At 29.0% G+C, this 26,397-nt stretch carries 22 protein-coding genes and 2 pseudogenes; 14 read left to right on the forward strand and 10 right to left on the reverse strand.

Features of this window, described 5'->3' with window-relative positions:
- Positions 1-38: 38 nt before the first annotated feature.
- Positions 39-2,063 (forward strand): ATP-dependent helicase, encoded by a 2,025-nt coding sequence (locus tag CBLAS_RS04810; RefSeq protein ID WP_106872608.1) that lies wholly within the window; start codon positions 39-41, stop codon positions 2,061-2,063.
- 388 nt (positions 2,064-2,451) lie between these two features.
- On the opposite strand, the gene CBLAS_RS09785 is transcribed toward CBLAS_RS04810, so the two are convergent.
- The 4 genes and pseudogenes from CBLAS_RS09785 to CBLAS_RS04820 all read right to left on the reverse strand — a co-directional run bounded on the left by CBLAS_RS09785 (position 2,452) and on the right by CBLAS_RS04820 (position 5,296).
- Positions 2,452-2,565, reverse strand: coding sequence for a WG repeat-containing protein (locus tag CBLAS_RS09785; protein WP_479389493.1), 114 nt, complete (start codon positions 2,563-2,565; stop codon positions 2,452-2,454).
- Positions 2,563-2,769 (reverse strand): annotated as a pseudogene (locus CBLAS_RS09790) (WG repeat-containing protein); the annotation flags it as partial. The gene CBLAS_RS09785 and the pseudogene CBLAS_RS09790, both read right to left, overlap by 3 nt.
- Positions 2,770-2,772: 3 nt before the next feature.
- A pseudogene (locus tag CBLAS_RS09795) lies at positions 2,773-3,777 on the reverse strand (WG repeat-containing protein); the annotation flags it as partial.
- A gap of 703 nt (positions 3,778-4,480) precedes the next feature.
- A complete protein-coding gene (locus CBLAS_RS04820; protein WP_106872610.1) occupies positions 4,481-5,296 on the reverse strand; it encodes a transporter substrate-binding domain-containing protein in 816 nt (271 codons plus the stop codon).
- A 458-nt stretch (positions 5,297-5,754) separates the two neighbouring features.
- Between CBLAS_RS04820 and fumC the strand changes: the two genes are divergently transcribed.
- The 6 genes from fumC (at position 5,755) to CBLAS_RS04850 (ending at position 9,373) form a co-directional block, all read left to right on the forward strand.
- Positions 5,755-7,146: a class II fumarate hydratase gene (gene fumC / locus CBLAS_RS04825; protein WP_106872612.1), complete on the forward strand. Its 1,392-nt coding sequence runs from the start codon at positions 5,755-5,757 to the stop codon at positions 7,144-7,146.
- Positions 7,147-7,201: 55 nt separating this feature from the next.
- Positions 7,202-7,381 (forward strand): hypothetical protein, encoded by a 180-nt coding sequence (locus CBLAS_RS04830; RefSeq protein WP_106872614.1) that lies wholly within the window; start codon positions 7,202-7,204, stop codon positions 7,379-7,381.
- 200 nt (positions 7,382-7,581) lie between these two features.
- Positions 7,582-7,740: a hypothetical protein gene (locus tag CBLAS_RS04835; protein WP_157940038.1), complete on the forward strand. Its 159-nt coding sequence runs from the start codon at positions 7,582-7,584 to the stop codon at positions 7,738-7,740.
- A 49-nt stretch (positions 7,741-7,789) separates the two neighbouring features.
- Complete coding sequence (locus tag CBLAS_RS04840) at positions 7,790-8,212, forward strand: rhodanese-like domain-containing protein (protein ID WP_106872616.1); 423 nt, start codon at positions 7,790-7,792, stop codon at positions 8,210-8,212.
- Complete coding sequence (locus CBLAS_RS04845) at positions 8,202-8,543, forward strand: rhodanese-like domain-containing protein (RefSeq protein ID WP_106872618.1); 342 nt, start codon at positions 8,202-8,204, stop codon at positions 8,541-8,543. Before CBLAS_RS04840 ends, CBLAS_RS04845 begins: the two co-directional genes overlap by 11 nt.
- A 68-nt stretch (positions 8,544-8,611) precedes the next feature.
- The gene (locus CBLAS_RS04850; RefSeq protein ID WP_106872620.1) at positions 8,612-9,373 is read left to right on the forward strand and encodes a hypothetical protein; all 762 of its coding nucleotides are present in this window, start codon (positions 8,612-8,614) and stop codon (positions 9,371-9,373) included.
- 52 nt (positions 9,374-9,425) lie between these two features.
- Here CBLAS_RS04850 and htpG read toward each other — a convergent pair whose 3' ends face one another.
- The 6 genes from htpG to CBLAS_RS04880 form a co-directional block, all read right to left on the reverse strand.
- Positions 9,426-11,264 (reverse strand): molecular chaperone HtpG, encoded by a 1,839-nt coding sequence (gene htpG, locus CBLAS_RS04855; RefSeq protein WP_106872622.1) that lies wholly within the window; start codon positions 11,262-11,264, stop codon positions 9,426-9,428.
- Between the two features lie 141 nt (positions 11,265-11,405).
- Complete coding sequence (locus CBLAS_RS04860) at positions 11,406-12,662, reverse strand: SH3 domain-containing protein (RefSeq protein WP_172658184.1); 1,257 nt, start codon at positions 12,660-12,662, stop codon at positions 11,406-11,408.
- Positions 12,659-13,321: a phosphoribosylformylglycinamidine synthase I gene (gene purQ / locus CBLAS_RS04865; protein WP_106872624.1), complete on the reverse strand. Its 663-nt coding sequence runs from the start codon at positions 13,319-13,321 to the stop codon at positions 12,659-12,661. The genes CBLAS_RS04860 and purQ overlap by 4 nt, the downstream gene beginning before the upstream one ends.
- The gene (gene purS, locus CBLAS_RS04870) at positions 13,318-13,554 is read right to left on the reverse strand and encodes a phosphoribosylformylglycinamidine synthase subunit PurS (protein ID WP_106872626.1); all 237 of its coding nucleotides are present in this window, start codon (positions 13,552-13,554) and stop codon (positions 13,318-13,320) included. Before purS ends, purQ begins: the two co-directional genes overlap by 4 nt.
- A gap of 11 nt (positions 13,555-13,565) precedes the next feature.
- On the reverse strand, positions 13,566-14,285 hold the full coding sequence (purC, locus tag CBLAS_RS04875) for a phosphoribosylaminoimidazolesuccinocarboxamide synthase (protein ID WP_106872628.1): 720 nt from the start codon (positions 14,283-14,285) through the stop codon (positions 13,566-13,568).
- Complete coding sequence (locus CBLAS_RS04880; RefSeq protein ID WP_106872630.1) at positions 14,282-15,628, reverse strand: S41 family peptidase; 1,347 nt, start codon at positions 15,626-15,628, stop codon at positions 14,282-14,284. Before CBLAS_RS04880 ends, purC begins: the two co-directional genes overlap by 4 nt.
- Positions 15,629-15,803: 175 nt before the next feature.
- On the opposite strand from CBLAS_RS04880, the gene CBLAS_RS04885 reads away from it, so the two are divergent.
- The 7 genes from CBLAS_RS04885 (at position 15,804) to hypF (ending at position 26,395) form a co-directional block, all read left to right on the forward strand.
- Positions 15,804-18,380: an ATP-dependent Clp protease ATP-binding subunit gene (locus tag CBLAS_RS04885; RefSeq protein ID WP_106872632.1), complete on the forward strand. Its 2,577-nt coding sequence runs from the start codon at positions 15,804-15,806 to the stop codon at positions 18,378-18,380.
- Between the two features lie 216 nt (positions 18,381-18,596).
- Positions 18,597-19,697, forward strand: a complete 1,101-nt coding sequence (locus CBLAS_RS04890) for a hydrogenase small subunit (protein WP_420913000.1) — start codon at positions 18,597-18,599, stop codon at positions 19,695-19,697.
- On the forward strand, positions 19,694-21,412 hold the full coding sequence (locus CBLAS_RS04895; RefSeq protein ID WP_106872636.1) for a nickel-dependent hydrogenase large subunit: 1,719 nt from the start codon (positions 19,694-19,696) through the stop codon (positions 21,410-21,412). The genes CBLAS_RS04890 and CBLAS_RS04895 overlap by 4 nt, the downstream gene beginning before the upstream one ends.
- An 11-nt stretch (positions 21,413-21,423) precedes the next feature.
- Entirely contained in the window at positions 21,424-22,101 is a 678-nt protein-coding gene (gene cybH / locus CBLAS_RS04900; RefSeq protein WP_106872638.1) for a Ni/Fe-hydrogenase, b-type cytochrome subunit, read from the forward strand.
- A gap of 4 nt (positions 22,102-22,105) precedes the next feature.
- On the forward strand, positions 22,106-22,651 hold the full coding sequence (locus tag CBLAS_RS04905) for a HyaD/HybD family hydrogenase maturation endopeptidase (protein WP_106872640.1): 546 nt from the start codon (positions 22,106-22,108) through the stop codon (positions 22,649-22,651).
- Positions 22,641-24,179, forward strand: a complete 1,539-nt coding sequence (locus CBLAS_RS04910) for a hypothetical protein (RefSeq protein WP_106872642.1) — start codon at positions 22,641-22,643, stop codon at positions 24,177-24,179. Before CBLAS_RS04905 ends, CBLAS_RS04910 begins: the two co-directional genes overlap by 11 nt.
- Positions 24,179-26,395 (forward strand): carbamoyltransferase HypF, encoded by a 2,217-nt coding sequence (hypF, locus tag CBLAS_RS04915; protein WP_106872644.1) that lies wholly within the window; start codon positions 24,179-24,181, stop codon positions 26,393-26,395. Before CBLAS_RS04910 ends, hypF begins: the two co-directional genes overlap by 1 nt.
- Positions 26,396-26,397 lie beyond the last annotated feature (2 nt).

Consider the following 26,397-nt stretch of genomic DNA (forward strand, 5'->3'; position numbering starts at 1 on the left):
TTATATCATTTTGGTAAAATCATACTTTTGGAGAAGATATGCCACTAACAAAACTTAATCAAGAACAATACAAAGCAGCAACTGCAGCTGCTGGTAATAACTTAATTATAGCAAGTGCAGGAACAGGTAAAACATCAACAATTGTTGCAAGGATAGCTCATCTTTTAAATTTAGGAGTAAATCCTAGCAAAATTTTGCTTTTAACCTTTACAAACAAAGCTTCAAGCGAGATGATAGAAAGACTGCAAAAGCATTTTAGTACTACTATCACCTCAAAAATTACAGCAGGAACTTTTCACTCAGTTTCATATAAGCTTTTAAGAGAGCTTAATAAAAATATTGTATTAAAACAGCCAAGTGAGTTAAAAGTGCTTTTAAAGTCACTAGTTGAAAGGCGTAAATTTCACCATATAAGCGATGTTAAGCCATATGGTGGAGCTTATTTGTATGATGTGTATTCGTTATTTCAAAATAAATCAGTTGATGGAAATTTTAATAACTGGTTTTGTCAAAACTACGATGAACAAAGCGTATATGTAGAAATTTACGAAGATATTTTACAAGAATTTGAAGATGAAAAAGATAAATTTGGATATGTTGATTTTAATGATTTACTTATAAAAATGAAAAAAGAGTTGAAAAAAGGTGCTCCAATTTACTTTGATGAAATTTTAGTAGATGAGTATCAAGATACAAACTCACTTCAAGGTAGCTTAATAGATGCTTTTAACACAAAAAGCCTTTTTTGTGTTGGAGATTTTGACCAAAGTATTTACGCCTTTAATGGTGCAAATATAGAGATAATAGGTAGCTTTAAAGACAGATACAAAGATGCAAATATTTATGCTCTAAACATAAACTACCGCTCAACTAAGTCCATTTTAGCTCTTGCAAATAAAGTGATTCAAAATAACCCAAGACTATATGATAAACAGCTAATTGTAGGCAGGGATGAAAAACCAAAACCACCAAAATTATTGGTTTTTGAAGAGCTTTTTGCCCAATACGCAAATATCGCAAAGATAATTAAAGAAAGCAAATACAACCACGAAGATATAGCTATAATTTTTAGAAATAACTCAAGTGCAGATGGTCTAGAAGCAAGCCTTAGAGAGTTTGGAATAGGCGCAAAAAGAAAGGGTGGGGTTAGCTTTTTTGAAAGTAGGGAGATAAAGGCTTTAGTAAATTTAATGGGGATATTTGTAAATCCAAAAGATATGATGGCTTTTATGCAAATTTTTGAGTATGCAAGAGGCATTGGAGCTGCAACATCTAAAGAAATTTATGATGCTTTAATATCTCTTGGACATGGAGATCTTTTAAAAGGACTACTTCATCCAGATAAAGATGTTAAAGTCTTTGCACCAAAAACAAAAAATTACCAACTAGGTCTTTTTGATGAGATTGATAATATAGATAGCTCTTCAAGATTTGATAGTCTTGGTTTTAAAGATGATTTTTTAAATCATCCTGCTTTAAAGTATCAAAAACTAAGCGAAGAGAGTGCTATTTTACTTTATGAAATTTACAATCTTTTCAAAAAGCTTTTAAGTTTAAAAACATCAAATGCAATTATAAAAGAGTGCATTAACTCAAAAGTTTTTGCACTCATAACTAGCTCGATAGCCACCAAAAAAGCAACTATGAAAAATGGAAAAGTTGATGAGGAACTTAAAAAAGATTTTATCATTAAAATCTATCAAAAATGTGAAATTTTGATAGATATGTCTAAAAAATATAGAGATATTTACAGCTTTTATAACTTTTTAACTTTGGGAAGCGGTGAGTTAAGCGAAGGGGAAGGTGTAAATTTGCTTAGCATTCATGCGAGTAAGGGGCTGGAGTTTGGACTTGTTTTTATAGTTGATTTAGCACAAAAGAGATTTCCAAACTACAAACTTATGAGTATGGGCGGAAGCTTAGAAGAAGAGCGAAGGCTTTTTTATGTAGCAGTAACTAGGGCTAAAAATGAGCTTATTTTAAGCTATGCAAAGTATGATAAAATTCGTAAAATTTCATATGAACCAAGTGAGTTTTTAATAGAAGCTGGAATGGTAAAGTAAATTTAACTTATAAATATTTTAAAGGTTTATGCTTTACTATTTAAAAGCTTTGAATAATTATTTTATTATTTTTATGACTTTGTCATTCTGAAGTTTAGCTGAAAAATCTCTTTTATTTTTTAGATAGTTATGCTAATTCGTCATTTAGAGCGAAGAATCTCTTTTGCTTATTGCTTTTATTTTAAATATTTAGTTAAAGAATCTCTATTATCTTGTTACTTCGTCATTTGAATATTTAACTAAAGAATTTCTCCATTTTATAATAAAAATATTTTTATATTTCATTCAGAGCAAAGTGAAGAATCTCTTGTATAAATATTAAACTATAAAATCCTTCGTTTAACTTAGTATTACTATGATTATATTTTAATATGAAAATTAAATAAAACTACTCTTGCAAATCATCACTTTTAATCATCTTAGTAAAATTATCAACCAAATCAAATTTTGGCTCTATTACAAATTTACCAGTTTCATCTATAAATCCCCATTTTCCATTTATTTTAGCTGGCGTAAGTCCATTTTTGCTAAAACTCCAAATATCATCAAATTTTGGCTCTATTACAAACTTACCACTCTTATCTATAAATCCCCATTTTCCATTTAAACTAGCTATTGCAAGTCCATTTTTACTAAAACTCCAAATATCATCAAAATTTGGCTCTATTACAAATTTACCACTCTTATCTATAAATCCCCATTTTCCATTTAAACTAGCTATTGCAAGTCCATTTTTACTAAAACTCCAAATATCATCAAATTTTGGCTCTATAATAAAACCTCCTTTTGTATTTATAAAACCATATTTATATTTTGGATATATAGCCCAACTATATTTTACAAAATCCCCTGTACTAAATCCAGCTATTGCAAGTCCATTTTCACTAAAATTTTCAATGATATCAAAATTTGGTTCTATTACAAACTTACCAGTTTCATCTATAAATCCCCATTTTTCATTCAATTTAGCTCTAGCAAGTCCATTTTCGTTAAAACTTTCTGCATCATCAAATTTTGGCTCTATTACAAACCTACCAGTTTCATCTATAAATCCCCATTTTCCATTTATTTTAGCTCCAGCAAGTCCATTTTTATAAAAATCTTCAACCCAATCAAATTTTGGCTCAATTACAAATTTACCATTTCTATCTATAAAACCGTATTTTCCATTTAATTTAGCTCTAGCAAGTCCATTTTTGCTAAATTCAAAAGCATAATCAAATTTTGGCTCTATTACAAATTTACCATTTCTATATATAAAACCGTATTTTCCGTTAAATTCAACTAAAGTAAATTCATATCTAGAGAATTCCCAAGCCTTATTAAATTTTGGCTCAATTACAAATTTACCATTTCTATCTATAAAACCGTATTTTCCATTTAATTTAGCTCTAGCAAGTCCATTTTTACTAAATTTTCCAACACCATCAAATTTTGACTCTATTGCAAAATTACCAGTTTCATCTATAAATCCCCATTTTCCATTTAATTTAGCTCTAGCAAGTCCATTTTTTAAATATGAAAGATAATTACAACCATTTTGTTCTCCTAAATCACAAGCTTTTTTGTAATAACTCTTTGCATTATCATAACTTTGTTCTACGATTTTTCCATACTCATAAGAAAGAGCTAATTTAAAGCAGTTAAATCTATTGTTGTCATCACAAGTTTTTTTGTAATTGCTTACTAGCTTTTTTTGTGCGTTTATTATCACATCATTTGCATTTATAAAAGGAGTTTTATCATAGTTGGCTATGATATAGTAGTCTATATCATCTATCTTAAAACAACTTTCTAAATTTAAACTCTCGCACTCTTTGTTTAAAGTATAAACATAGTTTCTGCTATATTTCCCACCATACCAATAAATAACAAATGTAGATATTAAAATTATAATTAATATAATGTATCCGTATTTTTTAAGAAATAATTTAAATTTATTAAAAATCAAAAATATCCTTTAATAAATAATTTAGTAAATAGTTTTGTTATTTTATTAAAAATAAGTTTATTGTTCAATATATAAATATTTTTAAAATATCTTAAATTTTAAATTTATACACTATTATTATTGATAAATAATTTAGCAATGAAGTAGTTAATAAAGGCTATTTTAGTGTTTTTATTATGATAACAAATTGCATATTAGAGATAAAATTTCACACTCTAAAACTAGTAATACATTTTTAATAACTTGTTTGCAGGTTGTTTTAATTATTTTTGTTTAAATATTTGTTTAGTTATTTATAAATTTTAAGTTTTGTCATCAAATTTAGTGTAAGCTCTTTTAATATTCAAATTTACTTACAAATTCTTTAAGTTTTATTTAAAATAAAAATAAATTCTTAAAATATTTATTAAATTAAAATTAAAAAAGTAAAATAAAGTTGCCTATAAAATATAAGCAACTTTAAAGTCTAATTATCAGAAAAAAAGTTATAGATGTCGTCTAATAAAAATAGTTTTTTATCTAAAGTTCCTTTATAATATACTCCAAGAGTTTGGTCATAAGCTGTTTTAAAAAACCCTTCTTTGCTAAGCTCAAGTATCGCTCTGTTAATAGCTGCTTTAAGACTTTCATTACCTTTGTCTACACCTACACTAACAAAGCTAGTTTGTCCTGCATTTTTAACAGAAATCTCATATTTATTGTCTATTATAGGTATACTAGCTAATGCAAAAATACTATGAAAATATCCATCAGCTTCATTGTTTTTTAATTTTTCAAAGCAATCTAGTAAATTTTCACAATCCACTATACTACCATTGAAATTTTTTTCTATATATTTTCTAGAGCCTGTGCCTTTAATTGCTAAAATTTTCCCACCTGTTAATTGAGATATTGCCTTAATATTTCTACTTTTTTCAGTAACAAGTGCTTTATAAAGAGCAAAATATGGCATTGTAAAATCAACATATTTCTCTCTATCTGGACTTACGGAAAATTGTGCAACTGCCATATCAATTTTATTTTCATTTAAAAATGGAATTCTATCTTTTGCGTTTAATCCAACTAAGGTAATTTTTGCATTTGGAGCGATTTTTTTTGCTATCTCTTTTGCAAATTCAACTTCAAAACCTGTAAATTCATGTCCATCAAATTTACTAAATGGAGGGTAGTTGTTTCTTACTCCAATTCTAATTTCGTTTTGAGAAATTATCTGTTCTATTGTATTTGCATAGCATGAAATACTAAATAAAGCTAAAATTATAGCGACAAAGTTCTTTTTCATATTTTTCCTTTCGTATGTGATTAAATATATTGAAATTATGCCATAATCAAAAAAAAAAAAAAAGACTTAAAAAGAAAAAAATATTTTTTTAACGCCTAAATTAGGAGAATTTGATGATTTTTTTAAGATTTATGCCAAAAATGCATAAATATGTGCTAATTATAATATTTAAGATTTTGATAATATTTAAAAAATTATCAAATTTAATTTAAAAAATATACTAATTACTCAATAAAGAATAAAAACAACTCACGATAAGAAAATGTCTAATAAGTTATATTCATAAAAAATAATTTTATACCATTTACTTTATGCTTAGTTTATATTTTATAATAATCTTATATTTATTTTTATTTAAATTTTAAATATACTTTTAAAATATAATTATTTTTTAAATTTTTAATATCTCTTTATAATTTAATATGCTATTATTGTAACTATAATTCAAAGGAGATTGTATGAAATACCGTATAGAAAAAGACACAATGGGCGAAGTTCAAGTTCCAGAAGAGAGATATTGGGCAGCTCAAACTCAAAGAAGTTTTAACAACTTTAAAATTGGAACAGAAAAAATGCCACCTGAGCTTATCAAGGCTTTTGCCAAACTAAAAAGAGCTTTAGCAAAAGTTAATAATGATTTAGGAAAACTAGATAAAGATAAGGCAAATGCCATTATAAGTGCTTGTGATGAGATTATAGAGGGAAAACTAAGTGGAGAATTTCCACTTGCGATTTGGCAAACAGGTAGCGGAACTCAAACAAATATGAATCTAAATGAGGTAATTGCTAACCGTGCCACTGAAATAATGGGTGGAAATTTTAGAGAAAAAAGACTTGTTCATCCAAATGACCATGTAAATATGGGTCAAAGCTCAAACGATACTTTTCCAACTGCTATGCACATAGTAGCCATAGAAGAGCTTGCAGATAAGTTAATTCCAAGTTTAGAAAAACTTTTAGAGGTATTTAAGAAAAAAGAGGCTGATTTTGAAAAAATTGTTAAAATTGGAAGAACTCACTTGCAAGATGCAACGCCTTTAACTTTAGGTCAAGAATTTAGCGGCTACCGCGCTATGTTTGAACACTCTTTATCTCATATAAAATCTTCAATGGAAAGTTTAAGAGAGCTTGCTATAGGTGGAACTGCTGTTGGAACAGGGATTAACGCACATCCTGAGCTTGGTAAAAGAGTAAGCGATGAGCTAAGCAAACTTACAGGTAAAAAGTTCATAAGTTCACCAAACAAATTTCACTCTCTAACATCACATGATGCTATAGTTTTTACTAGTGGCGCTTTAAAAGGACTTGCTGCGAATTTATTTAAAATAGTAAATGATATTAGATGGTTAGCAAGTGGCCCAAGATGTGGTTTAGGTGAGATTAATATCCCTGAAAACGAACCAGGAAGCTCTATAATGCCAGGAAAAGTTAATCCAACTCAAGCAGAAGCTGTAACGATGGTGGTTGCACAAGTTTTTGGAAATGATACTGCTATAGCATTTGGTGCTAGTCAAGGAAACTTTGAACTTAATGTATTTAAACCTATGATTATATTTAATTTCTTGCAATCAATAAGGCTTTTAACTGACGCTATGGATAGTTTTAGAGTTCATTGTGCTGAGGGAATTACTCCAAATTTAGAAAAGATTGATTATAACTTACATAACTCCTTAATGCTTGTAACTGCACTAAATCCTTATATAGGTTATGAAAATGCTGCAAAAGTTGCAAAAACAGCTCACAAAGATAGATCAAGCCTTAAAGAAGCGGCGGTAAAATTAGGACTTCTAACAGCTGAAGAATTTGATAAATATGTAGTTCCAGAAGAAATGGTTCATCCAAACAGATAAAAACACTTAGGTTTGCACTTTCTATAGCTGCAAACCTAGTTTTAAAGGAACATTTTTGCAAGCAAGAAGTCAAAGTTTTATTGGTCGAGCTACGCAAAGCGATATCTCTATAGCTATTCATTTTGAAAATGCTTTTAATATTTTATATAAGTCAAATGGCTATCAAGACCATATTGGCATTCCTTATTTGTTTCTAGTAAGGCAGTTTTTGGAACTTGGCTTAAAATATAATTAAAAAAACTGCCAACTATTTTAGGCTCTTCAAGCTTATTAAAAAACTATCTAACACACATAATTTGGAAAAATTATATAATTCATTTTTAGAGCATTATAATCTTGCTAAAAAAATCTTAATCTAAAAAAATTAAAGATGAAAAATACCTAAGTTAATTAAAAAAATTAATATTTTTAGTTAACACTTATGATGAAAATTCTATGGGCTATAGATATTACAAAAGCAAAGATGGAGAAAAGATTATAGATATAGATGAAATATTTAATTTGGAAGAAATATACAAATTATTACCATATTCTAGCACATTTCTTGTTCGTGTTGAAGATGTACTTTGCTTAAATGATTGTATTAATTTATAAGTCTTTTATCTAATTTTAAGTAAAATAGCCTAAATTACTAAGGATAATTATGAAAAAAATATTACTTTCTTTAATTGTTTTATGCGGACTTGCTTATGCTAGCATAGCATTTGTTGAAGCAACACCACAAGCTGTTGAAAATGAAACTTACCAACTAATAGACGTAAGAACTCCAAGTGAGTGGGAAGAGACAGGAGTTATTAAGAATGCTCATAAAATTTCTGTTACTACATCAGATATGAAAAGCTATAATCAACATTTTATAGATGATATTTTATCTGCAAATATTGATCCAGATAAACCAGTTGCTCTGATATGCAGAAGTGGTTCAAGATCAAGAAAGGCTGCAAAAATTTTAGAAAAAAATGGTTTTAAATATGTTATAAATTTAAATGGTGGAGTAAATTCTCTCATATATAAATATAGTTATAAACTAGATAAAAATAGTGAAAAAAAATCTGATGCCGAGTAAAAAAGGCTTTATAAGTACTCCATTAACAAATGAAATAATTAAAAATAAAAATATACAAATTGTTGATATAAGAACACCAAAAGAGTGGGAAGAGTGGAGCCTGGATAACTCTTTAAAAATTATGTTTATGAATGAAGATGGGACTCATAATGTAAAATTTATATCAGAATTAAACAGGCAAGCTCCAAAAGATAAATATATAGCACTACTTTGCAGAACAGGCTCAAGAACTTTTAGCTGTGCAACTATGCTAAGCAATCTAGGGTATAGCAATATAATAAACTTAAAGGGTGGAATTCATCTTTATAAGATTTTATCCTATAAAAAATAAATATTATGTAAAATTAGCAATATTGCCATTAAAAAGATATAATAGTATAAAATTTTAAGGAGTTCTTTATGAAAAAGTTTTATTTACCATTTTTAATTGCAGCTATGTGTCAAGCTTCAGGAATTGATTTTGAGAAAAATCTTAAAAATACTATTGAAAATAATTATAAAAACATTGGTGAGGTTGAGATAGTTTCAAGCGATAAGCTAAAATCCATCAATGGTCTTAATTTAGTTGTTTTTAATATTAAAAATGCCAATGATTCTTTAGCCATATTTAGTAGTGATGATGGGAAAACTATATTTCCATTACCAAATAATATAGTTTTTGGCGATAAAGGCGATGAGGATTTAGTTCTCAAAAAGATAAGCAATTTAGAGCAGGAAAAAAGAAAATATCAAGAAAAAGTTGCTTATGAGATTATAAAAAAAATTCCAGAAGAGCGTTTTTTAACCATACAATCTTTTGATAAAAATAATAAATTTACAATGTATATGATAACAGATCCAGAATGCCCACATTGTAGAAATGAGATTGATAGACTTTCAAAATGGGTAAGAAATGCGCATCTTAAAATTCTTTTTGCGCCTGTTCATGGTGAAAGTGCTAGAGCAAAGTCAGCTTTAATGCTAAAAGAGGGTAGAAAACTAAAATCTAATGACCAGGAGTCGTTGATTAAGCTACTAGAAAAATACTATGATGAAAATGCGGTTGTGGAAAAAGATGCGACAACGGAAGAGGAGAGAAACCTTGTTCTTCAAGATGCTAAAAAAATCTTTTCAAAAGGCGTTGTAAAAGGTGTTCCTTTTACATTTGTTGTAGAAGAGTAATTTTATATTATACTATAAAGCAAGGAAGCTAGACACTTCCTTGCAGTTTTACTTATAACGCTTTTGCTATAATACTATTTAGTATTTTTGCAAATTCATTTGGATTTTCTATATTCATACCTGCTTGAACTTTTGCTATATCAAGTAGTATTTTTGATACATCATTTAGCATCAACTTATCATTTTCAAGTTTTTTAATGATTTCATGATCTGGGTTTATTTCTAAAATAGGCTTGATTTCTGGTAAATCAGTTTGTCCCATCTGTTTTAAAATTTGTTGTGTTGAAAAATCTGGGTCATTTTCATCATAAACTATACAAGCAGGGGAATCATTTAGCCTATTTGTAACTTTTACATCTTTAACTTCATCTTTTATAGCCTCTTTTATCTTAGCTACAAGTTCAGTGTATTTTGACTCATCAATTTTTTCTTTATCATCAAATTTAGCTTGAGAGGCTGGTTTTATAGGTGTTTTATCAAACTCATAAACCATAGGCATAACTATACTATCAATTTCTGAATCACAAATCAAAACCTCTATATCTTTCTTTTTAAAATTTTCTAAAATAGGGGAATCTTTTAAAGAATTATAGTTTTTACCGGTTATATAGTAAATTTCTTTTTGATCATCTTTCATAGCCTCTTTATACTCTTTTAGTGTTATTAGCCCATCTCTTTTGCTTGATTTAAACATAACTAAGTTTAGAATGTCTTCTTTATTTTCACCAAAACCATATAATCCTTCTTTTAAAACATTGCCAAATAATATGTAAAATTTTATGTATTTTTCTCTATCATTGTTTTTAAGTTTTTCAAGTTCTGATAGTATCTTTTTAACACTTGCCTCTTTTACACTTCGCATTATAATGTTATCTTGCAAAATTTCACGACTAACATTAAGCGGTAAATCCTCAACATCTAAAACACCTTTTACAAATCTTAGATATGTTGGAAGTAGCTCTTTTTCGTCATCTGTTATAAATACTCTTTTAACATATAGCTTAACTCCACTTTGATAATCAACCCTATATAGATCAAAAGGCTCTTTACTTGGTATGTAGAATAGACTTGTGTATTCTATCTTTCCTTCTGCTTTTGTATGTATGTACAATAAAGGATCGTTGTCATCATAGCTTATTTGTTTATAAAAATCATTATAATCCTCATCTTTTAAAGCATTTTTTTGCATTCTCCATAAAGCACTTGCTCTATTTACCTGAGTGTTTTTAACCTCAGTTTTTCCTTCTTCGCCTTCTTTTTGGGCTGGTATGTATTCGCTTTTATCCATAAAGATAGGGTAGGGGATATGGTTTGAATATTTTTTAATGATATTTTCTAATCTATATTCATTTAAAAACTCATCATCTTTAAGATATAAAGTTATGCTTGTTCCATGTGAGTCTTTTTTGCTATCCACTATAGTATAGCTTTTAGCGTCACTACTCCATAAATAGGCATTTTCACTTAAAGCTTTTTTTGTTAAGACCTCAACTTTATCAGCAACCATAAAAGCGGAGTAAAAGCCCACACCAAATTGACCTATCAAATTTGAATCTTTTTTAACATCTCCACTTAGCTGTGATAAGAAATTTTTAGTTCCGCTTTTTGCTATAGTTCCAAGGTTATTAACCAAATCATCTTTATCCATACCTATTCCGGTATCTGATATAGTTAAAGTTTTATCATCTTTGTTAAACTTAATATCAATCCTAGGTGTATACTCTAATTTTTTATAACTATCTTCAGTAAGAGTTAGATAGTTTAACTTATCTAAAGCATCGCTAGAGTTAGACACGAGCTCTCGTAAGAAAATTTCCTTATTTGAGTAAAGTGAGTGAATCATTAAATTTAAAAGATCACTAACTTCTGTTTGAAATTCATATTTTGACATTATAAACCTTTCATATTTATTTTTAGCAGATTATACTATAAATTGCTTAGAATTTCAAGTAGTTTGAGTAAATGCATTAATTAAAGTTGATAGTGCATATATAAAGGTTAGAATTTTCTAACCTTTATATGTTTTAAAATATTATTTTATCTCTAAATTTGACTTATCAACCCAGCCAATTTTTCCATTTTTAAACATTACTTTGTAGTAGTTTTTATTACTACCGAAAATTTGAACATTTTCATCTTCGCTCGGTATGTAAAAAATGGTAGATTTTTCCATAGGTAGTATTTTGACATGAGAGCTTTTATACACTACGCCAACACTATGTGGGTCTTTCATATATATATTAAATCCTATTAAAAATACCGCAAAAATAAGTGGAGTTGTATTTTTACTTAATATATATAAAATAAGTAGTATTATAACCAAAGAAAATAGGGTGAATTTTTTATAAACTAAAAATGGATCATCTTGCGGACTAAGTCCTGTTTGTGTGCTTAAATCATCAGTAATTAAATTAACATCAAGTGAAAAATTTTCAAATTGTTTAGTTTTTGCATTAAAGTAATTAAATTCAAAATTTGTTTTATTTTGATCAAAAACTACAAAATAAAACCCACTTTGATTAGCATAAAGTCCTCTTACTGAGTTAATGCCTTGCTTTATTATCTCATCACTATCTATAAAAAATGAGCTAAGATTGCAATTTTTAGCATTAAGTTCAATTGTCATAATGTTTGAATGATCATCAAATTTAGATGTTTTATAGCTTTTAACTATAAGTTCATCGGCAACTATGTTTGCATAATTATCCCTTTTTTCTATATCAATGAAAGTTGGAATTTTAGGTCTTATACTTGCATTTTGAAAGAACTCGCCATTTCTAGTTGCTATAATTTCTATCTTATTGAGCTTAGATTTAGTAGAATTTGCTTCAAGCCAAAGAGTTGTTTTAAATACTCCTTTTCCTTCATTTATCCATGTTATTTTACTATTATTAATCCACTTTAAATCTGCTGTTTTTTCTATTAAAATTTCTAGATTTAAGTTTATGTCTTGTTGGATATCAGCTTTTAAATCAATTTTAAAAATTTGATTCACATATGCATTTTTAGGAATTTTTGAAGTTGAAAGAAGAAGGTTTGTAACTCTTACATCTTGATAAACTACCGAATCATCTAAATTTAAATTTCCTTCATCTGTAGGTGCGATTAACTTTAAATCATCAATAGTTATATGTTCTTTATTTAAAATCTCTTCTTCTGAGTATGCTTTTGGCTTAATATTTTGACTTGAATTTGGTTTAAGATTTTTTAAATCATCCATGGTTATCTCATCTACACCAAAAGCACTTATAGCAATAAAAACAAGAAGTAATCTAGCTATTTTTATCAAATAAATCCTTTTAGCATCTTCAAGCCATCAACTCCGCCAAGCTCTTTTTCAATGGCTCTTTCAGGGTGTGGCATAAGTCCAAAAATTCTCTTTTCTTTATCACAAATTCCAGCAATATCTAAAACAGAACCATTAGGATTTGAAGAATTGCCATCTTTGTCACAATATGTAAGTAAAATTTGTTCATTATCTTGTAACTGCTTTATATCATCATCACTTGCGTAGTAATTTCCCTCTCCATGTGCTATAGGTATATTTAAAATTTCATCTTTTTGACAATTTCTTAAAAATTTATTGTCATTAGATATAACTTTTACATGATGATATTTTGATATAAAATTTAGATCTAAATTTTTATGCAAAGCCCCCTTTAGAAGGTTGAGCTCTACAAGCATTTGAAAGCCATTGCAAATTCCTAGTATATACCCACCTTTTTTAGCGTGATCCACAACACTTTTCATAATAGGGCTAAATTTAGCTATGGCGGCCGTTCTTAGATAATCGCCATAACTAAAACCACCAGGCAAAATAACTAAATCAGCATTAATGTTTGTATTTTTATGCCAAATTATTTCAGTATCGCAACCCAATTTATCAAAGGCATATTTAGTATCTCTTTCGCAATTTGTTCCAGGAAATGTTACAATAGCTACCTTCATAACACTATCTCATACTCTTCAATAACAGTATTTGCAAGAAGCTCTTCACACATTTTTTTAACATCTTTTAAAACATCTTCTTTTGATGTTTTATTGATATCTAAAATAATCTGTTTTCCAATTCTTACATTATCCACATCACTAAAACCAAGAGAAGTAAGTGCATGCTCTGTAGCTTTTCCAGCAGGATCCAAAACACCATCTTTTAATTTTACATTCACAACGACCTTCATTTAAATCCTTATTAGCTTAATATTCTATTTAAAACTTCTTCATATGCAACTTTAAGCCCACCAAGTCCTTGTCTAAATCTATCTTTATCAAGTTTTTCATTAGTTTTTGCGTCCCAAAAACGGCAACTATCAGGGCTTATTTCATCTGCTAAAATTATATTTCCATCTTTGTCTTTTCCAAATTCTATCTTGAAATCAACTAATTTCAAGCCTTTTTCTTTAAAAAAGTTATGCATTATGTTATTAATTTTTTTAGCTGTTTCTCTTATATAATTAAGTTCTTCTATATTTTCTACAGCATTTAAAATTAAGCAGTGATCATCATTTAATATAGGATCATTTAACTCATCAACTTTATAACAAAACTCAACCAAGGTAAAAGGTAAAACTGTTCCATCTTTAATTCCTAGTCTTTTTGTTAAAGAACCTGTGGCTATATTTCTTACAACTACTTCTAATGGGATAATTTTACATTTTTTTACAACTTGTTCATTATCGCTAATTGTGTCAACTAGATGAGTTTTTATACCTTTTGTTTCAAGCATTTTAAAAATTTGAGTACTGATTTTGTTATTTAAAGCACCTTTTCCAAGCTCTTCTGCTTTTTTTAGTCCATTAAAAGCAGTTAGTGAATCTTTAAATTCAACTATGTAACAATCATCATCCTCAACCATACTCCAAACTTTTTTTGCCTTACCTTCGTAAAGCATCTCTTTTTTTGTTACTTTCATTTTCCATCCTTTTTAATATTTAAAATTTTGATACTATCAACCGCCGTCTTTAACTGTATATCATTGTATAAAATTGTTTTTGTAATGATATCCTCTTTAGATGTTTTATTTTTATCTTCATTTAATTCCATTTTTTTAGATTTTTTACTTTTGTTATCATCTAATTTTTCTAATTCAGTTTCTAAATGTTGTTTTAAATCAGTCTCTTTTATATAAAAATCATTATTTTCAGCTGGAACTTTACCTGGATAAACAAGTAAATCAGGCTCTACGCCAGAATTTTGTATGCTTCTTCCACTTGGTAAATAATATCTTGCTATAGTCATTTTAAGAGCTTCTTTGTTATCTAATGGCAGAACTACTTGGACACTTCCTTTTCCAAATGTTTTTTCTCCAATCAAGATAGCTCTTTTTAAATCTTGCAAAGCTCCACTTACAATTTCACTTGCACTTGCACTTCCACCATTAATCAAAACAGCCATAGGTAAATTTGTTATCTTTTTATCTTGCTCGGCTTTGTATTCTAAATTTTCTTTTTCATTTCTTCCTTTTTGAGAAACTATAACCCCTTTATCTACAAACAAATTTGTAAGTCCAATTGCTTGATCTAATAGTCCTCCAGGATTATTTCTAAGATCTAAAATTATCCCTTTTTTGTCTTTGTTTTCATTTATAAATTTAGCCGCCTCTTTTGTTACTTTTTGGTCAAAATTTGTAATTCTAAGATATAGAATATTTTCATCTTCAATGTTTTTAGCATATACTGAATCAACTTTTATAATATCTCTTATGATATTAACATCAAAAGGTTTTACCTCACCTTTTCTAACTATGGTAACAGTGATAGGAGTTTTTGGTTTTCCTCTCATTTTGCTAACAGCTTCATCTAAAGTAATTCCAATGGTCGAGTTTCCATCGATTCTAAGAATTACATCGTTTGATTTAAGACCGGCTTTATCAGCTGGAGTTCCTTCAATAGGGGCTATAATAGTTAAAGCACCATCTTTCATACCAACAGTGATACCAAGACCACCAAACTCACCTTCTGTTTGAATTTTTGTTTGCTCATAGGCTTTTGCATCCATAAATACAGAATGTGCGTCTAAGTTTGTCATAAGTCCAGCTATTGCTTTATTTATAATTTCTGAAAATGTAAGCTCATCGGCATAACTATTTTCAACAGTTGATATAACTCTTGTAAACTTAGCTAGGGTTTCTAATTTTGTTTCTTCTTTTTCTTTTTCTTTTGTTTCAGGTACTTTTGCATTTAAATTCACAGAAAAAAGTAGTGCTATTGCTATGTTTGAAAATAGTCCAAATTTTAAAATTTTATTATTCTTCAATTATTTCTCCAATATATTATGTTTTTATAAAATAGTATTTTATCATATTTCTATAAAAATAAGGTAAATACTATAATATAAAAAAATATTATAAATTTAAAAATTATATTCATTAAACTTGACAAAGAAAGACTAAAGTTATATAATATAGATAATATAAATAAAAGGAAAGATTATGAACAATAATATATTTGAAATTTTAACAAATCAAATGAGAGGATTAGTTGAAGGTTCACTATCACTTGCGTTGCATTCAAAGAATGTTGAAGTTAAGACTATCCACGTATTATGGGCATTAGTAGTTGATAATTCATCTATATTGAATCAAGTATTTAATAAACAAAATATAAGTAAAGTGGCAGTTGAACTTGAGATTAAATCTCAAATTTCCAGATTACCAACTAGTTCAAATGTTAATAGTCAAAATTTAAAAGTTAGCACAGAGCTTATTAGTTCGCTAGAAAATGCAAAAGCTTTAATGACTAGTATGGGAGATAAATTTATAGCGGTTGATACTTGGATAATTGCAAATTTAAACACAGAACCACTAAAATCTATTTTATCAAAATTTGCTGATATTGGTGAAATTAAAAAAGAATTAGAAGCTTTTAGAGGTGATAGAAATATAGAAACAGAATCAGGCGACGAAACCCTTGACAGTCTTAAAAAATATGGTATTGATTTAACACAAAGAGCCATTGAAGGCTCGCTTGATCCAGTTATTGGAAGAGATGAAGAGATAAATAGAATGATGCAGATTCTAATTAGAAAGACAAAAAATAACCCTATCTTGCTAGGAGAGCCAGGAACTGGAAAGACTGCTATAGTTGAAGGACTTGCTCAAAAAATTGTAAAAAAAGATGTGCCAACAAGTTTGCAAAACAAAAAACTAGTTGCACTTGATATGAGTGCGTTAATTGCAGGTGCAAAGTATAGGGGCGAGTTTGAGGATAGACTAAAAGCTGTAATTAACGAAGTTACAAAGAGTAAAAACATAATACTATTTATAGATGAAATTCACACAATAGTTGGAGCTGGAGCGAGTGAGGGAAGTATGGATGCTGCAAATATTTTAAAACCAGCACTTGCTAGAGGTGAGCTTCATACAATAGGTGCAACAACTCTAAAAGAGTATAGAAAATACTTTGAAAAAGATGCGGCTTTACAAAGAAGATTTCAACCTGTAAATATCAATGAGCCAACAGTTAATGAGGCTTTGCAAATTTTAAGAGGGATAAAAGAAAAGCTTGAAGTTCATCACAATGTTACCATAACAGATAGTGCTTTAGTGGCTGCTGCAAAGCTAAGTGATAGATATATAAGTGGAAGATTTTTGCCAGATAAAGCAATTGATTTAATTGATGAAGCTGCGGCTGAACTTAAAATGCAGATAGAAAGTGAGCCTTTTGAACTTGCTAAAGCAAAAAGAGAAATCATCACTTTAGAGGTTGAAAAAGAGGCTTTAAAAATGGAAAATAATGAAAAAAATGAGCCAAGACTTAAAGAGATTGATAAAGAAATTGCTGATTTAAATGAGAAGAAAAATAGTCTAAATTCGCAATTTGAACAAGAAAAAAATGTATTTAACTCAATTTCAAATGCAAAAAAAGAGATAGATTCTTTAAAAATAGAGGCTGAAAAAGCAAAAGAAGAAGGTGACTTTAACAAAGTTGCTGCAATTGAGCATGGTAAAATTTTAGAGATTAAAAATGAGATAAAAAGCCTTGAAAACAAATGGAAAGCAATGCAAGAGCATGGAGTGCTACTTAAAAATGAAGTTGATGAGGATTTAGTTGCTGGAATTTTAAGTAAATGGACAGGAATTAGTGTTTCTAAAATGCTTGCTAGTGAAAAGGAAAAATACATTAAAGTTGAAGAGCATTTAAAAGAGAGTGTCGTTGGGCAAGATGAAGCACTGCATGCACTATCTCGTGCTATAAAAAGAAATAAAGCTGGACTTTCAAGCGAAAATAGACCAATCGGAAGCTTTTTGTTTTTAGGACCAACAGGCGTCGGCAAAACAGAATCTGCCAAAGCTTTAGCTAAGTTTTTGTTTGATGATGAAAAAGCTATGATTAGATTTGATATGAGTGAATATATGGAAAAGCATAGCGTTTCAAGACTGCTTGGTGCACCTCCTGGATATATTGGATATGATGAGGGCGGACAATTAACAGAAGCAGTTAGAAGAAAACCTTATTCAGTGTTGCTGTTTGACGAAATTGAAAAAGCACATAGTGATATTTTTAATATCTTACTTGGAATACTAGATGATGGTAGAGCAACTGATAATAAAGGCGTTACAGTTGATTTTAAAAATACAATCATAATTTTAACATCAAATATTGCTTCAAACATTATAATGAAATTAAAAGGTGATGATAGAGAAAAAGTTGTAAAAGATGAGCTTAAAAACTATTTTAAACCTGAGTTTTTAAATAGACTTGATGATATCATTATATTTAATCCATTAAGTGAAAATAACTTAATAGATATAGTTGATATAATGTTTAAAAATATTCAAAAAATACTTTTAAATAAAGATATCAAAGCAACTCTTGATAGTAGTGCAAAAAATCTAATTGCAAAAGCTGGATATGACTTAGAATATGGTGCAAGACCACTAAGGAGAGCTTTATATGAGCTTGTTGAGGATAAAATTGCTGATATGATTTTAAAAGACGAGATTAAAAATGGCGATAATATAAAAATATACGCCGAAGATGATAATATTGAAATTTCTATAAAATAACATATACTATTAAAAGCATAAGAAAATGTCTCTTATGCTTTTCTTTTTAAAATCTTAATTTATCAATCTAACCATTTTTTTTAGTTGATATTTATATTTTATTACTATATAATCTAATTAGCTCAATTAATTTTGATGTATTTGCAACAAGGAGATAGTATGAAATATGACAATAAGTTGTCTATCATAAAAGATAGGCTAGAGACAATTAAAAATATGCCAAAAATGCATGATAATTCAATACCTAAGCTATTAGAAGAAAAAGGCTTTTCAAGAAGAGATTTTATGAAATGGTCTAGTGCTATGGCTGTAACTATGGGTCTTCCAGTTACTTTTGCTCCAACTGTTGCAAAGGCAGCAGAACTAGCAGATAGGCTTCCTGTTATTTGGCTACATATGGCTGAATGCACAGGCTGTAGTGAAAGCTTACTTAGAACAGATACTCCAACTATTGATAGTTTGATATTTGATTACATATCTTTAGAATATCATGAAACAATAATGATATCATCAGGATGGCAAGCTGAAGAGAATTTAGAACATGCTATTGAGAAATATAAAGGTCAATATATACTTATGGTAGAAGGAGGAATTCCTGCTGGAAGCAGTGAGTTTTATCTAACAGTTGGACCTCATGGTATAACAGGAGCTGAGCACTGTAGAATTGCTAGTAAAAATGCTGCAGCTATATTTGCAATAGGAACTTGTAGCAGTTTTGGTGGCATTCAAGCTGCAAATCCAAATCCAACAAATGCACAACCTCTTAGTAAAATTACAGATAAACCTGTTATAAATGTTCCTGGATGTCCTCCTAGTGAAAAAAATATAGTTGGAAATGTTTTGCATTATATTTTATTTGGAACACTTCCTGCACTTGATAACTATAGTCGTCCAAAATGGTCATATGGGTTAAGAATTCACGATTTATGTGAAAGAAGAGGTCATTTTGATGCTGGTGAATTTGTTCAGCAATTTGGAGATGAGGGCGCAAAAGATGGCTACTGTTTATATAAGATGGGTTGTAAAGGTCCTTACACATTTAATAACTGTTCAAGAGAAAGATTTAATGGGCATACTTCTTGGCCAATTCAAGCAGGACATGGCTGTATAGGCTGTAGTGAACCTGATTTTTGGGATACTATGGGACCACTTGAAGAGCCCCTTACAGATAGACTTTATCAATCAGTATTTAAAGGTATGGGATCTGATGCAACTGCAGATAAAATAGGAATTGGTGTTCTTGCCATAACAGGTGTTGCTATAGCTGCACATGCTGCTATAGGTGCTTCAAGAAAAAATAAAGGAGATTCAAAATGAGTCAAAGAATAGTAGTTGACCCAGTAACTAGAATAGAAGGTCACCTTAGAGTGGAGGTGATTGTTGATGATGATAATGTTGTAAAAGAAGCTTATAGCGGCTCAACTTTGTGGCGTGGATTAGAAACCATAGTTAAAGGAAGAGATCCAAGAGATGCTGGTTTTTTATTGCAAAGAATTTGTGGAGTTTGTACATATTCCCACTATAAGGCAGGTATTATGGCAGTTGAAAATGCACTTGGTATAACACCACCATTAAATGCATTGCTTACAAGAACTCTTATGAGTAATGCCTTGTTTTACCATGACCATATAGTTCATTTTTATCAACTACATGCACTTGATTATGTTGATATTGTAAGTGCACTTAGTGCTGATCCAAAAGCAGCCAGCGAAGAAGCATTTAGATGGTGTGAAACTCCATATGCTTGTGGTGCAGATCAGCTAAAACTAGTTCAAGACAGAGTTCAAAAATTTGTTGATAAAGGAAATTTAGGACCATTTGCAAATGCATATTATGGACATCCTACATATAAATTAACTCCAGAACAAAACCTAATAGCACTTTCTCACTATCTAGAGTGTTTAAAAGTTCAAAGAACAGCAGCACAACTTATGGCAATCTTTGGTGCAAAACAACCTCACCCTCAAAGCTTAACAGTTGGTGGGGTAACTTGTGTTATGGATATTTTAAGTCCTACAAGACTTGGCGAATATTTAACTAGATTCCAAGAAGTGGCTGATTTTGTTAACCGTGCTTACTATCCTGATTTAGTTATGGCGGGCATTGCATATTCAAAAGAAGCAAGTGTTTTAAATGATGTCGGTGTTGCAAACCTATGGACACATAAAGAGTTTCAAATTTCAAGAAATGAATGGCTTTTTGATAGTGGTATAATCCTAAATGGTGATCTAAGCAAAGTTCATGATTTAGATGAAGATAAAATCACAGAAGAAGCAACTCACTCTTGGTACAAAAGAAATGAACCACTTCATCCTTATGATGGTGAGCAAGAGCCTAACTATACAGGCTTTAAAGATGAAAAAACACTAAATGCTAAAGGTGAGCTAGTTGACACAAAAGTATTTGACACTAAAGGAAAATACAGCTGGATAAAAGCTCCTAGATATGATAGTAAACCTATGCAAGTTGGACCATTGGCAAATATAGTAGTAAACTATGCAAGAGGAAACAAATATGTTGTTCCTATTGTTGATAAGTTCTTAAGAGATACAGGGCTTCCATTAAATGCAGTATTATCTACACTTGGTAGAACAGCTTGCCGTATGCTAGAAGCAAAAGTTATAGCTGATCATGGACTAATAGCGTTTAACAACTTAGTAGAAAACATTAAAAGTGGAGATACTGAAACTTGTGTTCCTTATAAAATTGATACAAATAAAGAATACAAAGGTAGATATATAGGCAATGTTCCAAGGGGAACTTTAAGCCACTGGTGTAGACTAGAAAAAGGTGTTATTAAAAATTGGCAAGCAGTTGTACCATCAACCTGGAATGCAAGTCCAAAAGATGCAAAAGGACAAATGGGATCATACGAAGCTTGTCTAATAGGGTTAAAGATTGCTAATTTAACACAACCGCTTGAAATTATAAGAAAAATTCACTCATATGATCCGTGTATTGCATGTGCTGTACATGTTATGGATACAAAAGGTAATGAACTTAGTAATTATAAAGTTAATCCGAGCTTATAAAGGAGTATTCTATGAAAATAAATGCAGAAAGAAAAGCTGAATACGAGTTTTCTATAGGATATAGGGCCACACACTGGATAAGAGCTATAACTATAGCTGTTTTAATAGTTAGTGGATTATATATAGCATATGTTTTTCAAAGTGCTAATATAAATGATGAACCTGTACTATTTTTGCAAGCTAAGTGGCGCTTTGTCCACTTAGTAGCAGGATTTATAATGATAGGTGCTATTATATTTAAATCATATCTGTTTGTTTTTGATAAATTAAGCAGAAGGGAACTAGTTAGTATATTGGATTTCATAAATCCAAAAATTTGGATAGATCAGATTAAATTTTATCTATTTATAGGGGATCATCCTCAACTAAAAGGGGTTTATAATCCACTTCAATTTATTGCATATATAATATTTTATGCGGTTGCGTTTTTGATATCAATAACTGGGCTTATTCTATATGTTCATGTATATCATAACGGACTTGGCGGACTTTTATATGAACCTTTAAGAGAGATTGAAGTAGCAATGGGTGGCTTAGCTAATGTTAGAGCTATTCACCATATATGTATGAATATTATAATATTTTTTGTTTGTGTCCATGTTTATATGGCAGTATTTAATGCTATTAAGGGTAAAAATGGTGCAATAGATGCTATTATAAGTGGGTATAAATTCCCAGCCAAAGATTGAGAAATTGAAAATCTTAGTTTTAGGAATTGGTAATGTAATGTTCTCCGATGAAGGTATCGGAGTTCACATTACCAAAATGATAGAAAAGAATTATACTTTTTATTCAAAAAAACACACAATTGATTTTGTAGATGGTGGAACATTAGCAAATATCCTAATACCAACAATTGTAGAATATGATAATGTTTTAATTATTGATTGCATAGATGCTGATGATGGCAAAATAGGCGATGTCTATTTTTTTGATTATAATGATATGCCAAAAATGATAAATTGGAGTGGTTCAGCACATGAGGTTGAAATGCTTCAAACTCTACAAATGATGGAAATACTTGGAGATAGACCAGAAACCAAAATTCTTGGAGTGGTTCCAAAAAGAATAGAGCCTCTAAGCTTTGATTTAAGCGAAGAAATTCAAAAAGCAGTTCCTTTAATGGAAAAAACAATAATAAACCATCTTAAACAATTTGAATTTGAAATTAAAAAAATAGCAAATTACTCTGTTCAAGATATAGCAGACCAATTTAAGAAAGAGCAATATGATAATTAGCTACGAGTTTAAATATCTTAATAAAAATAATTTTTTAATTTTTTTCTTAGAATACTATGCAAAAAAAAGTAATTTAAACTACTCAATAATCTCCAACAATAGCACCATAAAGCTTTTTGTTGAAGGAGATGAAGAAGAACAGGTTAAATTTAGTGATGAATATATGGCTTTGATACCAAATTCAATATTTTTAGCTAAAAGTAGTGTTGAAAATGTAGATGAATTACCAAAATCAGACTATGAATATAATAAATCTTCCTTTGCAAACATAACTCCAAAAGTTGTTAAAGAGTACCTAAATGATAATAATATAGAAAATGAATATGGTGTATTTAGTGAGATATCTGTTCTAAAAAATGGTGAGTTTATTGAAGTTAGAAAAGATACCTATAATGACTTATTAAATTTTACCTACTTAGCCATGACTCACAATCAAACACTTACTTTAAAAGATAGAAATTTTACTTTTGAAATTAAAAGTGATTATGACTTCGCAAATGCTGATTTTTTAATGCCAACAACCTTTAAGGCGATTCCAAAAGTTTTTTCAATGGATGAAAAAAATCTAATTGCATTAGCAAGCCTTGAAAAACCCATATTGAACCAGAGATTAAACTCAATATTTAGAGATAAACATCCCAATTCACCTCTTTTTTTCAATATTAAGGCAGCAAGTGATTTTTTTTTATTTTCAATGCTAGACAACCTATATAGGGAAAATATATTTTTCGTTAGCGTTATTGTTAAAAATAAAAGCTTCAAACCATTCAAGGTTTCTACACTAGATAATAGTTTTTTAGTTATAAACCAAGGTGAGTTTATATCCCAAAAAGAGAGAAGCTTTTTAGAGAAAAATAGTGATTCTGAATTTTCTTTATATGGTCTAATTTGTAATGAATTAGATATCTTAGATGATAGAAATGTAAATATTTTTTTAAGTAAAACTAAAGATGATAGTATAAAAATTCATGATAATAGTAAAAGCATTGATCTATTAAATTTTAAAAAATATAGTTCATATGAAGATATTTTAGAAGAGATAGTAGCTGATGAAACTGGTTCTAGATTATATGAAAACTTTTCTAAAGAATTTATTTTTCCAAAAGGAAAAATAGAAAAATCAAATAATTTTTACTCTCTTTTTGATATAATTTCAAATATACTTTTTCAAAAAAATGCTGACTATCTTTTACTAAGTGCAAAAGCTTTTTTTGGAAAAAAGGGTGTTAGAGTTGATTATCTTTTAAAGGAGAAAAAACAGTTTGATATCTCAAGATTTATAAGAAGTGGTATGAGTTATAAATTAGCAGGAATAGATGATAAACTTCTAAGTTATGGCTATATAGAGTCATTAATCCATTTTTTAGATGACTTGCTTGGAGATATAAAAGATGAGATAGATTTTAAAAATACCATACTAACGGGAAGTTTATTTGAAGAAATACCTATATCAAATCTAGCTTTGAAAATAATAACAAAAGACAAAAACCCTAAATTTAGCAACTATTTTGGACTTGAAGGCTTTTAGTGAAATGCTACAAACTTAGTATATTTGGTGCGGTGCAAGGTGTTGGTTTTCGCCCATTTATATACCAAATAGCAACTAAATTGGGACTATTTGGAGAGGTTTACAACGATAACGAAGGTGTAAAGATTATAGTGTCAAATGGAAATATAGATAGTTTTAAAAAAGCTATTTTAGATAATCTTCCACCACTTGCAAGAATTGATAAAATAATTCAAAAAGAGATAGATATACAAAAAGAGTATTTTGATTTTAAAATAACAAAATCAAAATCCGCATTAGAGTTTAGCCCTATACTTCCTGACTTTGCAATTTGTGATGATTGTAAAAAAGAATTTTATGATAAGGATAATCCAAGATATAACTACCCTTTTATAAATTGCACAAATTGCGGTCCAAGACTCTCTATCATAAAACAACTTCCATATGATAGAAAAAATACAACTATGGATAGTTTTAAGATGTGTTCTTATTGCCAAAGCGAGTATGAAAACCCACTAAATAGAAGATATCATGCACAGCCTATATCTTGTCCAAATTGTGGCCCAAAACTTATTTTAAAAGACAGATATAAAAACACTATAACCACAGATCAAAAAGAGTGCATTAAACAAGTTGTTAAACTACTAAATGAGGGAAAAATTCTAGCCATAAAAGGAATGGGTGGTTTTCACTTAGTTTGTGACGCTTCAAATAAAAATAGCATAGAACTTTTAAGAAAGCGCAAAGATAGACCCGATAAACCTTTCGCCATAATGTGTGAAGATGAAAAAATGGCAAATGAGTTTGCTTATATATCCAAAAAAGAGAGTGAAATTTTAAACTCAAATTTAAAACCTATAGTTATTTTAAAATCAAAAAACAATTCTAAAATTCCAGATAATTTAGCACCAAATTTAAATAAACTTGGAATTTTTTTAGCAAATACAGGGCTTCATCTTTTGATTTTCAAATATCTAAAAAAGCCAATCATTGCAACAAGTGCAAATTTAAGTGGTGAGCCTATAATTTTTAACGAAGAAGATTTACTTAGCAAGCATAGTTCAATTATTGATTATTACCTAGATAATGATAGAGATATTTTGACACCTAGTGATGACTCTATAACTCAAATTATTCAAGATAAAACATTTTTTTTAAGAACTTCAAGAGGGATTAATCCTAAAATTTTTATCTCAAATTTTGATAAAAAGGGTTGCTTTTTATCAATAGGAGCTGAACTTAAAAATCAATTTGTAATATATAAAGATGGTCAAATTTTCATATCACCTTATATTGGTGATCTGAAAAATATAGCAACTTTTGATAGATTTAAGTCTTTAATAAAAATGTTTGAAGATAGTTATAAGCTTAAATTTGATGAGATTATAGCTGATCTACATCCAAATTTTATACACATAAAACACTTTGAAAAACAAAATTATAAAATAAATAAAATCCAACATCATTATGCACATCTGATTTCAGCACTTTATGATAATAATTTACTAAATTCCAACAAAAAATTTTTAGGCTTTTGTTTTGATGGAACTGGATATGGTGATGATGGAACTATTTGGGGTGGTGAAGTGTTTAAATTTGATGAGTACTCCTATGAGAGAGTTTATAATTTTGATGAGTTTTTACTCCTTGGGGGTGATTCTAGTATAAAAAATATTAATAAACTAGCCTTTTCAATACTTAAAAAATATAATATAAATAATAAAGAATTTTTATCCAAATTTCCACAAAACACTGTTGGAAATTTAGAAAAAATATATGATAAAAAGATAAATTCGTTTAAAACTTCATCGGTGGGGCGAATTTTTGATGCCTTTTACTCTATCTTATTTAATAAAGATAAAGTGAGCTATGATGGACAAGCTGGGATGGAGATAGAGTATTTTTATGATAAAAATATAAAAAATAGTTATCATTTTAAACTAAAAGAGAGTAAAATCATATTTAAAGATGCTTTTTTAAATTTATCAAAAGTGGATAAAATTACAGCATGTAGTAAATTTATAAATGGAATTTGCAACATAGTAGTTGAAATTTCACAAAAAGAAAATATGCCCGTAGTTTTAAGTGGTGGTGTCTTTCAGAATAAAACCATAGTAGATAAACTTATAAACGAGTTTAAAGACAAAAATATTGAGTTTTATTTTAATACAAACTCACCAACGAATGATAGCGGTATAGCCTTAGGGCAAATGATTTGGTATTTAAAAAATAGATAAAA

Origin of the sequence: Campylobacter blaseri (assembly GCF_013201895.1) — a bacterium.
GTDB classification, from domain to species: domain Bacteria; phylum Campylobacterota; class Campylobacteria; order Campylobacterales; family Campylobacteraceae; genus Campylobacter_B; species Campylobacter_B blaseri.

Bases quoted from the DNA above. Each gene is read 5' to 3' on its own strand.
- CBLAS_RS04810 (WP_106872608.1), top strand. From the start codon at position 39: ATGCCACTAACAAAACTTAATCAAGAACAATACAAAGCAGCAACTGCA.
- CBLAS_RS04820 (WP_106872610.1), bottom strand. From the start codon at position 5,296: ATGAAAAAGAACTTTGTCGCTATAATTTTAGCTTTATTTAGTATTTCA.
- fumC (WP_106872612.1), top strand. From the start codon at position 5,755: ATGAAATACCGTATAGAAAAAGACACAATGGGCGAAGTTCAAGTTCCA.
- CBLAS_RS04835 (WP_157940038.1), top strand. From the start codon at position 7,582: ATGGGCTATAGATATTACAAAAGCAAAGATGGAGAAAAGATTATAGAT.
- CBLAS_RS04840 (WP_106872616.1), top strand. From the start codon at position 7,790: ATGAAAAAAATATTACTTTCTTTAATTGTTTTATGCGGACTTGCTTAT.
- CBLAS_RS04845 (WP_106872618.1), top strand. From the start codon at position 8,202: ATGCCGAGTAAAAAAGGCTTTATAAGTACTCCATTAACAAATGAAATA.
- CBLAS_RS04850 (WP_106872620.1), top strand. From the start codon at position 8,612: ATGAAAAAGTTTTATTTACCATTTTTAATTGCAGCTATGTGTCAAGCT.
- htpG (WP_106872622.1), bottom strand. From the start codon at position 11,264: ATGTCAAAATATGAATTTCAAACAGAAGTTAGTGATCTTTTAAATTTA.
- purQ (WP_106872624.1), bottom strand. From the start codon at position 13,321: ATGAAGGTAGCTATTGTAACATTTCCTGGAACAAATTGCGAAAGAGAT.
- purS (WP_106872626.1), bottom strand. From the start codon at position 13,554: ATGAAGGTCGTTGTGAATGTAAAATTAAAAGATGGTGTTTTGGATCCT.
- purC (WP_106872628.1), bottom strand. From the start codon at position 14,285: ATGAAAGTAACAAAAAAAGAGATGCTTTACGAAGGTAAGGCAAAAAAA.
- CBLAS_RS04885 (WP_106872632.1), top strand. From the start codon at position 15,804: ATGAACAATAATATATTTGAAATTTTAACAAATCAAATGAGAGGATTA.
- CBLAS_RS04890 (WP_420913000.1), top strand. From the start codon at position 18,597: ATGCCAAAAATGCATGATAATTCAATACCTAAGCTATTAGAAGAAAAA.
- CBLAS_RS04895 (WP_106872636.1), top strand. From the start codon at position 19,694: ATGAGTCAAAGAATAGTAGTTGACCCAGTAACTAGAATAGAAGGTCAC.
- cybH (WP_106872638.1), top strand. From the start codon at position 21,424: ATGAAAATAAATGCAGAAAGAAAAGCTGAATACGAGTTTTCTATAGGA.
- CBLAS_RS04910 (WP_106872642.1), top strand. From the start codon at position 22,641: ATGATAATTAGCTACGAGTTTAAATATCTTAATAAAAATAATTTTTTA.